The sequence below is a fragment of the Pseudonocardia charpentierae genome (genome assembly GCF_031845345.1).
Taxonomy (GTDB): Bacteria; Actinomycetota; Actinomycetes; order Mycobacteriales; family Pseudonocardiaceae; genus Pseudonocardia; species Pseudonocardia charpentierae.
Window position 1 is genome coordinate 1 of record NZ_JAVREJ010000021.1, and the last position, 12,620, is coordinate 12,620.

12 protein-coding genes are annotated in these 12,620 nt (G+C 74.3%); 2 read left to right on the top strand and 10 right to left on the bottom strand.

What is annotated here, in order from left to right; translation table 11 throughout:
• Positions 1-136, bottom strand: a 136-nt coding sequence (locus RM445_RS24695; protein ID WP_311559309.1) for a glyceraldehyde 3-phosphate dehydrogenase NAD-binding domain-containing protein, incomplete at its 3' end; no start/stop codon positions are given.
• A gap of 393 nt (positions 137-529) precedes the next feature.
• Here RM445_RS24695 and RM445_RS24700 point away from each other — a divergent pair.
• The gene (locus RM445_RS24700; RefSeq protein ID WP_311559234.1) at positions 530-1,954 is read left to right on the top strand and encodes a glutamate-1-semialdehyde 2,1-aminomutase; all 1,425 of its coding nucleotides are present in this window, start codon (positions 530-532) and stop codon (positions 1,952-1,954) included.
• Here the strand turns inward: RM445_RS24700 and whiA are convergent.
• The 4 genes from whiA to uvrC form a co-directional block, all read right to left on the bottom strand.
• Positions 1,926-2,909, bottom strand: coding sequence for a DNA-binding protein WhiA (whiA, locus tag RM445_RS24705; protein ID WP_311559310.1), 984 nt, complete (start codon positions 2,907-2,909; stop codon positions 1,926-1,928). The genes RM445_RS24700 and whiA overlap by 29 nt on opposite strands.
• Before the next feature lie 55 nt (positions 2,910-2,964).
• Positions 2,965-4,029 carry a gluconeogenesis factor YvcK family protein gene (locus RM445_RS24710; protein WP_311559311.1) on the bottom strand — a complete coding sequence of 355 codons (1,065 nt, stop codon included), beginning with the start codon at positions 4,027-4,029 and terminating at the stop codon, positions 2,965-2,967.
• A gap of 143 nt (positions 4,030-4,172) precedes the next feature.
• Entirely contained in the window at positions 4,173-5,078 is a 906-nt protein-coding gene (rapZ, locus tag RM445_RS24715) for an RNase adapter RapZ (protein ID WP_311559235.1), read from the bottom strand.
• A complete protein-coding gene (uvrC, locus tag RM445_RS24720) occupies positions 5,075-7,132 on the bottom strand; it encodes an excinuclease ABC subunit UvrC (RefSeq protein ID WP_311559236.1) in 2,058 nt (685 codons plus the stop codon). The genes rapZ and uvrC overlap by 4 nt, the downstream gene beginning before the upstream one ends.
• A gap of 189 nt (positions 7,133-7,321) precedes the next feature.
• Between uvrC and RM445_RS24725 the strand changes: the two genes are divergently transcribed.
• On the top strand, positions 7,322-8,050 hold the full coding sequence (locus RM445_RS24725; protein ID WP_311559237.1) for a DUF2786 domain-containing protein: 729 nt from the start codon (positions 7,322-7,324) through the stop codon (positions 8,048-8,050).
• A 34-nt stretch (positions 8,051-8,084) separates the two neighbouring features.
• On the opposite strand, the gene RM445_RS24730 is transcribed toward RM445_RS24725, so the two are convergent.
• From RM445_RS24730 to RM445_RS24750, 5 genes are all read right to left on the bottom strand, one after another.
• Positions 8,085-8,798, bottom strand: coding sequence for an HAD-IA family hydrolase (locus tag RM445_RS24730; RefSeq protein ID WP_311559238.1), 714 nt, complete (start codon positions 8,796-8,798; stop codon positions 8,085-8,087).
• Positions 8,799-8,894: 96 nt separating this feature from the next.
• Positions 8,895-9,998, bottom strand: a complete 1,104-nt coding sequence (locus RM445_RS24735) for a beta/alpha barrel domain-containing protein (protein WP_311559239.1) — start codon at positions 9,996-9,998, stop codon at positions 8,895-8,897.
• A 9-nt stretch (positions 9,999-10,007) separates the two neighbouring features.
• Complete coding sequence (locus RM445_RS24740) at positions 10,008-10,613, bottom strand: PH domain-containing protein (RefSeq protein ID WP_311559240.1); 606 nt, start codon at positions 10,611-10,613, stop codon at positions 10,008-10,010.
• Positions 10,610-11,125 (bottom strand): 6,7-dimethyl-8-ribityllumazine synthase, encoded by a 516-nt coding sequence (gene ribH / locus RM445_RS24745; RefSeq protein WP_311559241.1) that lies wholly within the window; start codon positions 11,123-11,125, stop codon positions 10,610-10,612. Before ribH ends, RM445_RS24740 begins: the two co-directional genes overlap by 4 nt.
• Positions 11,126-11,222: 97 nt before the next feature.
• Positions 11,223-12,569: a bifunctional 3,4-dihydroxy-2-butanone-4-phosphate synthase/GTP cyclohydrolase II gene (locus tag RM445_RS24750; protein WP_311559312.1), complete on the bottom strand. Its 1,347-nt coding sequence runs from the start codon at positions 12,567-12,569 to the stop codon at positions 11,223-11,225.
• Positions 12,570-12,620 lie beyond the last annotated feature (51 nt).

Here is a 12,620-nt window from a genome sequence, read left to right on the forward strand (position 1 = left end):
GGGTGTTGTTGTCGGTGATGTCGTTGACACCCACGATCTCGATGTCCGACGTCCCCGCCGCCTTCTGCGCCGCCACCGCACGCCAGAAGTTGCGGCCGATCCGCCCGAACCCGTTCACGCCTACCCGCACGGTCATGCGTTCTCCTCGCTTCCTCGCAGCTCGCGGTGTCGTCCGACCCGAGCCCGTCTCGTCAGCTCTGCTGTCTTGTCCGCGGTGACGGTGTCGTGCGCCGCCGTGTCGCGTCGTCGCGATCACCCTATCGACCCGCACCGCCACCTGCTGCCGTCGCGCGACGTCGCCCGTCGTCTCCGCGACGGGCCGACGCGACCTGCGGCGCCGTGGACGGCGTACCCGCTCCGCGCCGGTCGACACGGGGTCGGCGCGCGCCCGGCCCGGCCCGATCGGGGCCCGACCCCCATCGGGGACGATCCGGGCAACCGGGAAGCGGGACACACGTCCCGGACGACGAGAGAGTCATCGTGGAGAGTCACCGTGCGTGCACCCCGACGAGAAGAGGCGACACCCGAGATGACCCCGAGCTTCGAGCGCTCGAACGCCCTGCAGGCGCGCCTGCACGAGGTCGTCCCCGGCGGGGCGCACACCTTCGCGAAGGGCTCCGACCAGTACCCCGAGGGCATGGCCCCCGTGCTGGTCCGCGGACGGGGTGCGCGGGTGTGGGACGCCGACGGTAACGAGTTCGTCGAGTACGGGATGGGCATGCGGGCGGTCACGCTCGGCCACGGCTACGAGCCGGTGCTCGAGGCGGTACGCGCCGCACTGGTCGACGGGGTGTCGTTCACCCGCCCCGCCGTGCTGGAACTGGCGGCCGCGGAGGACTTCGTGGCGGTCGTGCCCGGCGCGGACATGGTGAAGTTCTGCAAGAACGCCTCCGACGCCACCAGCGCCGCCCTGCGCCTGGCCCGGGCGGCGACGGGCCGCGACGTCGTGGCGATGTGCCAGGACCAGCCGTACTTCTCCTCGCAGGACTGGTTCATCGGCACCCTTCCGATCAGTACCGGGGTGCCCGCGGCGGTGCGGTCGCTGGTGCGGACCTTCCGCTACAACGACCTCCAGTCGCTGCAGGCCGTGCTCGAGGCGGAGCCCGTGGCGTGCGTGATCCTCGAGGCGGCCTCGGCCCTGGCCGAGCCGGCTCCGCGATACCTCGAGGGTGTGCGGGCGCTGTGCGACCGGTACGGCACCGTCCTCGTGTTCGACGAGACGATCACGGGGTTCCGCTGGGCCGCGGGCGGGGCGCAGGCGGTGTACGGCGTGACACCGGACCTGTCGACGTGGGGCAAGGCGATGGGCAACGGGTTCTCGGTCGCGGCACTCGCGGGGCGGCGTGAGCTCATGGAGCTCGGCGGCCTGCGGACGGACCGCCCGCGCGCGTTCCTGCTCTCGAGCACGAACGGGGCCGAGACCACGGGCCTGGCGGCGTTCCGCGCGGTCGTGCGCGCCTACACCGACCCCACGGCCGGCCCCGATCCGGTGGCGGCGATGGAGCGGCAGGGCCAGGCGCTGGCGGACGGGGTCAACGCCGCGGCGGCGGACGCCGGCATCGGCGAGTTCCTGTCCGTCCTGGGCCGTCCGTCGTGCCAGATCTTCCGCACGACCGACGCCGTGGGGAACCCGTCGCAGGCGATGCGCACCCTGTTCCTGCAGGAGATCCTGCACCGGGGCGTGCTCGGGCAGTCGTACGTGATCTCCGCCGCGCACACCGACGTCGACGTCGAGCAGACCGTGGAGGCGGCGCGCGGTGCGACGCTCGCCTACCGCAAGGCGCTGGAGACCGGCCGGCCCGAGGAGCTGTTCACCGGGCGGCCGGTCGCACCGGCGCACCGGTTGATGGCCGAGCCGCGCCGCCTCGGCCTCCCGGCCGTCCCGGCCGCCCGCACCCCGGACGGCGACGGGTCGGGCCCGCCGGTCAGGCCTCTTCCAGCATCTCGGCCGTGACCGCCGACTCGGTGTCCGGGATGCCGAGGTCGGCCGCCCGCTTGTCCGCCATGTGCAGCAGACGGCGGATCCGGCCGGCGACGGCGTCCTTGGTCATCGGCGGATCGGCGAGCTGACCGAGCTCCTCCAGCGAGGCCTGCGTGTGCTCGACACGCAGGCGCCCGGCGGCCATCAGGTGCTGCGGCACGTCGTCGCCGAGGATGTCGAGCGCCCGCGCCACCCGCGCGGCGGCGGCGACGGCGGCACGCGCCGAGCGACGCAGGTTCGCGTCGTCGAAGTTGGCCAGCCGGTTCGCCGTGGCCCGGACCTCGCGGCGCATCCGCCGCTCCTCCCAGGCCAGCATGCTCTCGTGCGCGCCCATCCGGGTGAGCAGGGCGCTGATGGCGTCGCCGTCGCGGATCACCACCCGGTCCGCGCCCCGGACCTCCCGGGCCTTCGCGGTGACTCCGAGGCGCCGGGCCGCGCCGACGAGCGCCAGCGCCGCCTCCGGCCCAGGACAGGTGACCTCCAGGGCGGAGCTGCGGCCCGGCTCCGTCAGCGACCCGTGCGCGAGGAACGCACCGCGCCACGCGGCCTCCGCGTCGCACACCCCACCGGAGACCACGGGCGGCGGCAAGCCGCGCACGGGGCGCCCACGGGCGTCGAGCAGCCCGGTCTGCCGGGCCAGCCCCTCGCCGTCGCGGACGACCCGGATGACGTAGCGCGCGCTGCGCCGCAGACCTCCCGCGCTGATCACGTGCGCCTCGCACACGTGGCCGTAGAGCTCGTGGATCTCCTTGCGCAGCCGACGCGCCACCGATCCGGTGTCGACCTCGGCCTCGACGACGACGCGACCCCCGACGATGTGCAGGCCGCCGGCGAAGCGCAGCAGGGCAGCCACCTCCGACCGCCGACAGCACGGCTTGGTCACCGCGAGCCTGCTCAGCTCGTCCTTCACCGCCGCCGTCATCGCCACGTGCAGCCCCTCCCCTTGCTCCCCCTCGTGCACTCCGTGCGGTCCCCCCTGCTCGTCACGTCCCGCGTCGCCCTCCGGCCCCCGCCGACGCCGCCGCCGTCGTCGTCCGCCTCCGGTCCGGACCGGCGACGACCGCCGCCAGCGCGTCGGCGAGGGCCCGCGGGTCGTGCCGCGGGGTGATGGGGTCGGCCGCGGCGACCGGCGCCAGGTGGACCCGCCCTCCCGGGGCGAGCAGCACCGCCGCCGACCGGTGCAGCCGGTCCGGCACCGGTACGGCGCCCGTGTCCGCGAGAACGGCGTCGACCCGCAGCTCGGGGGCGTGCTCGGCCAGCACGGCCAGGTGCTGCTCGGGAGAGAACCCGGCCGTCTCCCCGGGCTCGGGCGCCAGGTTGAGGACGATCACCCGTCGCCCCCGGGCGGCCACGAGCGCATCGCGCAGCTCGGGCACCAGCAGGTGCGGCAACACACTGGTGAACCACGACCCGGGGCCCAGCAGCAGCAGGTCCGCGGACCGCACCGCCTCGACGGCCTCGGCGCAGGCCTGCGGCCGCTCGGGCAGCAGGCGGACCCGGCGGACCCGGCCGGGCGTGGACGCGACGGCCACCTGACCACGGATGCGGTGGGCGCGGCGCGGGTCGTCGTCCTCGAGGCCCGTCACCTCGGCCTCGATGTCCAACGGCTCGCACGACATGGGCAGTACCCGGCCGCGGGCGCCGACCAACGCGGCAACCTCGTCCAATGCGGCGACCGGGTCGCCGAGGACCTCCATGAGGCCGGCGAGCAGGAGGTTGCCGACGGCGTGCCCGGCCAGTGCGCCGCTGCCGCCGAACCGGTGCTGCAGGAGCCGGGTCCAGGGCTGGTCGTCGGCAGGCCTGGTGGGCGCCGTCGTGTCCGACGGGCCGGTGGCGAGCTGTTCGCCGGCGAGTGCGGCGAGGGCCATGCGCAGGTCGCCGGGCGGGAGCAGACCCAGCTCACGGCGCAGCCGGCCGGACGAGCCCCCGTCGTCGGCGACGGTGACGACCGCGGTGATCTCGTCCACGACGCCGGCGTCGGCGAGCATCCGCAACGCGGAGAGCGTGGCGTGCAGCCCGTGGCCGCCGCCGAGGGCAACAGCCGCCAGGGGCTCCGGATCCGGCGCGGGGCGGCCGCCCCGCACGGAGTGCGGGGTGGACGCGTCGTGGTCGGATCGATCACTGCCCGGCGCGGGGCGGCCGCCCCGCACGGAGTGCGGGACGGACGCGTCGTGGTCGGATCGGTTACTGCTCACTCGCGGCCCAGGTCGCGGTGGGTCACGCGCACGGCCATGCCGTCGACCTCGGCCAACCGGCGCCCGAGCTCCTCGCTGACGGCCACGCTGCGGTGCTTGCCGCCGGTGCAGCCGACGGCCAGGGTGAGGTAGCGCTTGCCCTCGCGCCGGTACCCGCCGCCGACCAGCGCCAGCAGCTCCAGGTAGCGGTCGATGAACTCGACGGCACCCTGCTGGCTCAGCACGTAGTCGCGGACGTCCTCGTCGCGGCCCGTGTGCTCGCGCAGCTCGGGGATCCAGTGCGGGTTCGGCAGGAACCTCAGGTCGACCACGAGGTCGGCGTCCATCGGCAGGCCGTACTTGAAGCCGAACGAGACGATGCTGACCCGGGTCGCCTGCGGGACGTCCTCGCCGAAGGTCCGCTCGAGCAGCAGACGCAGGGCCGGGACGGAGACCGTCGAGGTGTCGACGATGAGGTCCGCGGCGTCGCGCAGCGGGCCGAGCAGCGCGCGCTCGGCGGCGATGCCGTCGACGAGCCGGCCGTCGCCCTGGAGCGGGTGGCTGCGGCGCACCTGCTCGAACCGGCGGACGAGCACGGGGTCCGCCGCCTCGAGGAACAGCAGCCGGGGCTTGTAGCCGCGGGCGTCGAGGTCCTTGAGCACCGATCGAAGGTCCGCGCTGAACGCGCGGCTGCGGACGTCCATGACCACCGCGATGCGCGTGATGTCGCCCTGCGCGCGTGCACCCAGCTCGACCATCGTGGCGATCAGCTCGGGGGGCAGGTTGTCGACGACGAACCAGCCCAGGTCCTCCAGGACCTTCGCGGCGGTGCTGCGGCCGGCGCCGGACAGCCCGCTGACGAGCGTCACCTCGGTGCCGTGCGGCTGTTGCGACGGTGCCGCAGGCTCGGGCTGCTCGGTCATGCGTTCTCCTCGATGCCGGGGGTGAGCGGGCCGGCGACGGCCTGCGGGTCGGACGGTTCCCCGCTCGCGCCGTGCAGCGCGGTCAGGACCGCGACGGCCGTCCGACGCCCGAAGCCCGGGAGGGCGGCGATCTCGTCGACCCCGGCAGCCCGGAGCTTGCGGACCGAACCGAAGTGCTTGAGCAACGCCGTCCGCCGCGAGGGGCCGAGTCCGGGGACGCCGTCGAGCGCCGAGGCCGTCATCCCCTTGGAACGACGCTGCCGGTGGTAGGTGATGGCGAACCGGTGGGCCTCGTCCCGGATCCGCTGCAACAGGTACAGCCCCTCGCTGGTGCGCGAGAGGATGACGGGGTCCGGATCGGCCGGGAGCCAGACCTCCTCCAGGCGCTTGGCCAGCCCGCAGACCGCGACGTCGGTGACGCCGAGTTCCGCCAGCACGTCGGCCGCCGCCTCGACCTGCGGCGGGCCGCCGTCGACGACGTACAGGTTCGGCGGGTAGGCGAACCGGCGCGGCCGGCCCGTGGTCGGGTCGATTCCCGGGCGCGCCTGCGGAATGTCGGTGGGCGGGTCGATACCGCCCGAGTCGGCCGGGCTGCTCCCGCCGTTACCCCCGGCCGCCGTTCCGTCCGCCGTTTCGGTCAGGTGCCGGCGGAAACGCCTGCGGGTGACCTCGGCGATCGCGGCGACGTCGCCGCCGTCGGCGCCTCCGCGGACCTCGAAGCGCCGGTAGTCCGACTTGCGCGCCAGCCCGTCTTCGAAGACCACCAGCGAGGCCACGACGTCCGTGCCCTGCACGTGCGAGACGTCGACGCACTCGATGCGCAGCGGGGCGCTCTCGAGCCCGAGCGCGTCCTGGATCTCCTGCAGCGCAGCGGAGCGGGCCGTGAGGTCGCCGGCCCGGCGCAGCTTGTGCTGGGTGAAGGCCTCCTTGGCGTTGCGCTCGACGGTCTCGGCCAGCGCGCGCTTGTCGCCGCGCTGGGGCACGCGGACCTGCACACGGGAGCCGCGCAGCCGGCAGAGCCACTCCGCCAGCGCGTCGACGTCCGGCGGCAGCTCGGGCACGAGGATCTCGCGCGGCACGGGCTGGCCCGCGTCGTCCGCGGACTCCGCGAGCGCCGCCTGCTCGCCGTAGAACTGCGTGAGGAACCGCTCGACCAGCGCGGGCGTCTCGGTGGGCTCGACCTTGTCGATCACCCAGCCGCGCTGCCCGCGAACCCGTCCCCCGCGCACGTGGAAGACCTGGACGGCCGCCTCCAGCTCGTCCTGGGCGAAGGCGACGACGTCGGCGTCCGTGCCGTCGCCGAGCACGACGGCCTGGCGCTCCATGGCCCGGCGCAGCGCGCCGAGATTGTCGCGCAGCCGGGCGGCCCGCTCGAACTCCAGCTCCTCGGCGGCGGTCTCCATACGCCGTTCGAGCTCGCGCATCATGCGGTCGGTGCGGCCGGAGAGGAACTCGCAGAAGTCGTCGACGATGTCGCGGTGCTCTTCCGCGGTCACCCGGCCGACGCAGGGCGCGGAACACTTGTCGATGTAGCCGAGCAGGCAGGGCCGCCCGATCTGTCCGTGCCTGCGGAAGACCCCGGCACTGCACGTGCGGGCGGGGAAGACCCGGAGCAGGAGGTCGAGCGTCTCGCGGATGGCCCAGGCATGGGCGTACGGACCGAAGTAGCGCACGCCCTTGCGCCGGGGACCGCGGTAGACGTGCAACCGGGGGAACTCCTCTCCCACCGTCACCGCCAGCACGGGGTAGGTCTTGTCGTCGCGGTAGCGGACGTTGAACCGCGGATCGAACTCCTTGATCCAGTTGTACTCGAGTTGCAGCGCCTCGACCTCGGTGCCCACCACCGTCCACTGCACCTGGGCGGCGGTCGTGACCATCTGGCGGGTGCGCGGATGCAGGTTGGCGAGGTCGGCGAAGTAGGAGTTCAGCCGGCTGCGCAGGCTCTTGGCCTTGCCGACGTAGATCACGCGGCTTGCGGCGTCGGAGAAGCGGTACACCCCGGGCTCCTCCGGGATGGAGCCGGGGGCGGGACGGTATGTGGCGGGATCTGCCATGGCCCTCCCAGCGTATGACGGTGGCCCGACACGCCGGGGCGGCACCTGCCCCTCGGCGCGCCGAGCAGCGCCGTGTAGGGGGCGGGCGGGGGGATCCGTGCCACGTGCCGCGCGCCGCGGCGAAACTGTCGGTCCCCTCCGGTAGAGCTGTACGCGACCGAACGGGTGTTCGACTTCGAGGGGGCCGGGATGGACCGCGCGACGACCACGCTGGGGCGCATCCGCAAGTTGCTGGCGCGGGCCGAGCGGGCGGGAACACCCGAAGAGGCGCAGGCCTGCACGGACAAGGCCGTCGAGCTGATGGCTCGCCACGGCATCGACATGGCGCTCCTGGCCGCAGCCGACCCGGGGTGCGACGAGATCGGCGCCACCCGGGTGGAGGTGGCCGACCCCTACAGCGCGGGCAAGGCGCGGCTGCTCGGGTGGACGGCCTCCGCCCTGCGGTGCCGGGCCGTGTTGCACCAGGCGGGAGGCGGGCGGGTCGGCGCGGTGACGGTGTTCGGGTTCGCGTCGGACCGGGAGCGGGTCGAGGTGCTCTTCACCTCGCTGCTCCTGCAGGCCGCGGCGCAGCTCGTGGCGCAGCGGCCCGCGCACCCGGGTGAGTCGGTCGCGGCGTACCGGCGGTCGTGGCTGCACGGGTTCGCGGTGCAGGTCCACCGGCGGCTCGCCGACGCCGAACGCCGCGCCGAACAGCAGGCGGGCGCGAGCGGCCCACCGGATGCATCGACCGGCACGGCTCTGGTGCTCGCGGACCGCAGAGGCCAGGTCGAGCGGGCTTACGCGGAGGCGTTCCCGCTGCTCGGCCGGAGCAGGCGGTCGGTGTTGTCGGGCAGCGGGTTCGCGGCCGGCGCCGACGCCGGCGACCGGGCGGATCTGGGCGCAGGCGCGTTGCACGGGCGCCGGGCGCTGGGCGCCTGACGTGGGCTGCCCGCGCAGGTCGAGGGGCGCGATCTCACGCCGGCAGGTTGAGCAACCGGATCACGGTGTCGTCGAGCCGCTCGGCCCACACGTGCGGCGGGTCGACGACGTCGGGCACCCATCCCTCCGTCCGGGTGGCGAGTGCACCCACGAGCCCGGCGCGCACGGCACCGTGCACGTCCCACGAGTGCGCGGCGAGCAACGCCGTGCGGTCGGGCGACGAGTCCACCTTCGCGCACGCCCACAGGTAGGTCCGCGGCGCGGGCTTGAAGGCCCGCACGGCCTGCGTGGACAGCACCTCGCGCAGATAGGTGCGGAGCCCGGCCCGGTCCAGCGCCGCCGCGGCCACTGCGGGGTCGCCGTGGGTGAACGCGTACACCGGCACCTTCGCGCGGGTCAGGCCCAGCAGCGCCGGTTCGACGTCGGCGTGCGGGGGAAGCTCGCGCAGGCCGCCCAGTACGTGCTCGACCGCATCCGGGGCGAGTTCGGGGCCCACCACGGTGCGCAGGGCGGCCCGGGCGACCACGCCGAACGGCGGCGCGTCGCCGGTCAAGGTGAGCGCCATGCCGTCGCGCAGTGTCCGGGCGAAGAACAGCCGCGCCTCCTCCGCGGGGCGCCCGATGTCGACGAAGCGGCTGCCCAGCGCGTCCATCCGGAGCATCGTCCCGAGCACGTCCACGAGCACCACACGGGGACGTCGTGCGGGCGCCCGCACGGCCGGTGCCGTGTCCGCCGTCTCCGCTGCCATCGCGTGCCCTCCTCGTCGTCACGGCCAGTCGTCCGGCCGCGACGACCGTGGACCGCACCCGCCTGGGGGCTCGCGGTGACGCAGCGCTGGCCCCGGTCAGCGCCGGGGGGCGCCGATCATCCCATTACGCCCCCCGTCGTGCGACAGCGCGGAGGGGAATCGTCGCGGATCGTGACCTCCGACGCTGCGCAGCAGCCGCCGTACCGCCAGTCCACGCAGCGGGGCGAGGGCGTAGCCGGGGTAGCTGGCCAGCCAGACGGCACTGCCGAGACTGACCGCGTCCGCGCCCGCCCAGAAGTACTCGCGGCAGTCGTCGGCGGTCCGGATCCCGCCGGTCGCGACGATCGGGAGGGTGATCCCGGCGTCGCGCAGCTCGGCGACCACCCGCAGCCCGATCGGCTTCACGGCCCGGCCGGACAGCCCGCCGAAGCGGTTCGCCAGCAGCGGGCGGCCGGTGCGGGGGTCGAGCCGCAGGGCCTTCACGGTGTTGATGGCGGTGAGGCCGGCCACGCCGGCCCGGACGGCCTGGGCGGCGTTGCGCAGGTAGTCGTAGTCCGGCGACAGCTTGAGCAGCACGGGATGGTTGCTCCGCGGCACCGCTTCGTCGAGCACGTCCTGCAGGATCGTGGAGAAGTCGAAGTTGACGTTGTGGCACGAGACGTTGAGCTCGATCGCCGCGATGTCGCCCGCGGGCACGGCGGCGTTGACCCGGTCGATCAGGGTCACGAACTCCGCGGCCGAGAACCCGCCGAGGGAGATGATCGTCCACTGGTCGCGGGTGCGCGGGTAGTAGTCGCGCAGGTAGGCGTCGATGCCGACGTTGCACCAGCCGAAGGCGTTCACGAAGCCGGCGTCGGTGCGGCGCAGCACCGTGCCGTAGCGGCGCAACAGGCCGGGCACCTCGCGCAGTGGCCACCGGTCTTGGGTGGTGAAGTGCCCCTCCCGAGGCTCGACGGTGAGGGTCCGGGTGGTGACGGCGCCGAACTCCGACAGCGGCACGAACATCGACACGGGGCTCATGCCGTAGGGCACCAGGGGCGAGTTGGCCACGCCGTAGCCGAGCAGGCTGGAGGAGGTCACCACGCGGTTGCGCAGCACGATGTCGCCGATCCGCACGCCCTCATCGGCACCGGGACGGAACGGACGGGGATGGGGCCGGTCGTCGTTCTTGCGGGCGGCGTCGGTCAGGCGGCGGAGCACGTCCCGATGCTACGTGCGGCCCGGCGACGCCCCATCGTCGCCGGACACCCTGTCGTCCGCTGCCTCTCGATCGCCGGACACCGGGGCGTGCGCCGCGGCGTGCAGGGCGCGCAGCCCGCGGATCGCCTCCACGGCGTGCAGCCCGTCGACGGCCTGCACGGCGAGCACGGCCACGTACTCGTAGTCGGGCAGGTCCAGCCGTGCCCACGAGGCACCGTCGGGGAACGAGACCGCCCGCACCAGCTCCCAGGGCAGGTAGCGCGGCCAGCCGACGTTGCGGATCTCCACACCGTCGGCGTCTGCCCGGACCCGCGGGCGGGCCAGCAGCAGGATGCCCGCGGCGATGAGCACACCGAGGAGCACCATTGCGACCTGGTCGGCGGTGCGGAAGAACACACCGGTGTCCGTGGTGCGCAGCACCGAGGCGATCACGGTGAAGGCGGCCACCACGGCGACGGCGGCCAGCCAGGCGGCCAGCCGTACCCGCCGGGGCCGGACCACCAGCACCGGGCCGCGCGGGGGCCGTCCGTCCGGGGCGAGCGGGGCGTCGTGTCGCGACCCCACAAAGTTCCTGCCCAGCGGGTACTTCCCCAGGAGGGTCCTGCCCGGGGTCATCCCGCGGAGTCCCCCGCCGAGACCGCCGCGGCCCGCGACGCGTCGCGCAGCGCGCGGAGCGCATTCGCCGTCACCAGAGCGGCGACGACCGCCTCGGCGCCCTTGTCTTCTTTGGACCCGGGCACACCGGAGCGCTCCACGGCCTGCGCGTGGGTGTTGCAGGTCAGCACCCCGTTGCCCACCGGAGTGCTCTCGTCGAGCGCCACCCGCGTCAGTCCGGCCGTCACGGAGTCGCACACGTACTCGAAGTGCGGGGTCCCGCCGCGGACCACCACGCCGAGGGCCACCACGGCGTCGTGCGACCGGGCCAGCTCCTGGCACACCACCGGCAGCTCGATCGTGCCGGGGACCCGGACGACGGTGGGCTGCTCGACACCGGCCTTGCCGGCCACGGCCAGGGCGCGCTCGAGGAGCACGTCGACGATCTCGGCGTGCCACTGTGTCGCCGCCACGGCCAGGCGCAGGCCGGTCGCGTCGGGCACCTCCAGGGTCGGACGTCCGTCGCCGCTCATGACATTCCCTCGCCGTTCTCCCGGTTGCCCGTCGGCATGTGGTTCCACACCGTCACGTCGCCACCACGGTACCGAGCCCCGGTCCCGGTGGAACCGCTCACCAGGGGATCCCGGCGCGGCCGCGCGGCGGCCGGGGCCGTGCTCGCAGGTCGTCTGCGCCCTGCAGGTCGGGAAGGTCGGGCAGGTCGTGGCCCATGCGGTCGCGCTTGGTGGTCAGGTAGCGCAGGTTCTCCGGCACGGCCCGCACCGGCAGCCGCACCCGGCCCAGCACCCGCAGACCCCAGCCCTCGAGCCCGGCCCGCTTGTCGGGGTTGTTGGTGAGCAGCCGCATCGACCGCACCCCGAGGTCGCAGAGGATCTGCGCGCCGATGCCGTAGTCGCGCGCGTCGGCGGGCAGGCCGAGCGCGATGTTGGCGTCGACGGTGTCGGCTCCCGCCTCCTGGAGCTGGTAGGCCTGCAGCTTGTGGAGCAGGCCGATGCCGCGGCCCTCGTGCCCGCGCATGTACAGCACCACACCGCGCCCCTCGGCGGCCACGGCGGCCAGGGCGGCGTCGAGTTGGGGGCCGCAGTCGCAGCGCAGCGAGCCGAACACGTCGCCGGTGAGGCACTCGGAGTGCACCCGTACCAGCACGTCCTCGCCGTCGTCCGCGGCGCCGTTCAACTCAGCGACGTCCCCGCGGACCAGCGCGATGTGTTCGATGCCGTCGAGGAGCGAGTCGTAGCCGTACGCGACGAACTCGCCGTGCGGGGTGGGGATCCGGGCCTGGGCGACGCGCACCACGTGCTTCTCGTGGTGGCGCCGGTAGGCGATCAGCTGCGCGATGCTGATCAGGGTCAGCTGGTGGTCCTCGGCGAACACCCGCAGCTCGTCGCCGCGGGCCATGTCGCCCTCCTCCTTCTGGGAGACGATCTCGCACAGCGCCCCGACCGGAGCGAGTCCGGCCAGCCGGGCGAGGTCGACGGCGGCTTCGGTATGTCCCGGACGCCGCAGAACGCCGCCCTCGCGGGCCCGCAGGGGCAGCACGTGCCCCGGCCGGACCAGGTCGCCGGCCACTGCGGTGGGATCCGCCAGCAGCGCGATGGTCCGGGCCCGGTCCGCGGCCGAGATACCGGTCGAGATCCCCACCTTCGCGTCGACGGTCACCGTGAAGGCGGTGCGGAAGCTGTCGAGGTTGGTGTGGTGCATCGGCGGGAGGTCCAGCCGGTCGCAGTCGGCCTCGGTGAGCCCCACGCAGATGTAGCCCGACGTGTAGCGGACCATGAACGACACCAGCTCCGGGGTCGCCTTCTCCGCCGCGAAGATCAGGTCGCCCTCGTTCTCGCGGTCCGCGTCGTCGACCACCACCACGGGCCGCCCCGCGGCGAGATCCGCGAGCGCGCGCTCGATCGTGCCGAAGCCGGCGTCCATGCCGACGTCCATGCCGACGTCCATGCCGACGTCCATGCCGACGTCCGCCGCCGGGACACCGGCCACGGCCAGGCCTCCGGCCGGCGC

What these genes read in the sequence shown, in the direction of transcription:
- RM445_RS24750 (WP_311559312.1), bottom strand. Translation starts at nt 12,569, where the DNA reads ATGGACGTCGGCATGGACGTCGGCATGGACGTCGGCATGGACGCCGGC.
- RM445_RS24740 (WP_311559240.1), bottom strand. Translation starts at nt 10,613, where the DNA reads ATGACCCCGGGCAGGACCCTCCTGGGGAAGTACCCGCTGGGCAGGAAC.
- RM445_RS24730 (WP_311559238.1), bottom strand. Translation starts at nt 8,798, where the DNA reads ATGGCAGCGGAGACGGCGGACACGGCACCGGCCGTGCGGGCGCCCGCA.
- RM445_RS24725 (WP_311559237.1), top strand. Translation starts at nt 7,322, where the DNA reads ATGGACCGCGCGACGACCACGCTGGGGCGCATCCGCAAGTTGCTGGCG.
- ribH (WP_311559241.1), bottom strand. Translation starts at nt 11,125, where the DNA reads ATGAGCGGCGACGGACGTCCGACCCTGGAGGTGCCCGACGCGACCGGC.
- uvrC (WP_311559236.1), bottom strand. Translation starts at nt 7,132, where the DNA reads ATGGCAGATCCCGCCACATACCGTCCCGCCCCCGGCTCCATCCCGGAG.
- rapZ (WP_311559235.1), bottom strand. Translation starts at nt 5,078, where the DNA reads ATGACCGAGCAGCCCGAGCCTGCGGCACCGTCGCAACAGCCGCACGGC.
- RM445_RS24700 (WP_311559234.1), top strand. Translation starts at nt 530, where the DNA reads ATGACCCCGAGCTTCGAGCGCTCGAACGCCCTGCAGGCGCGCCTGCAC.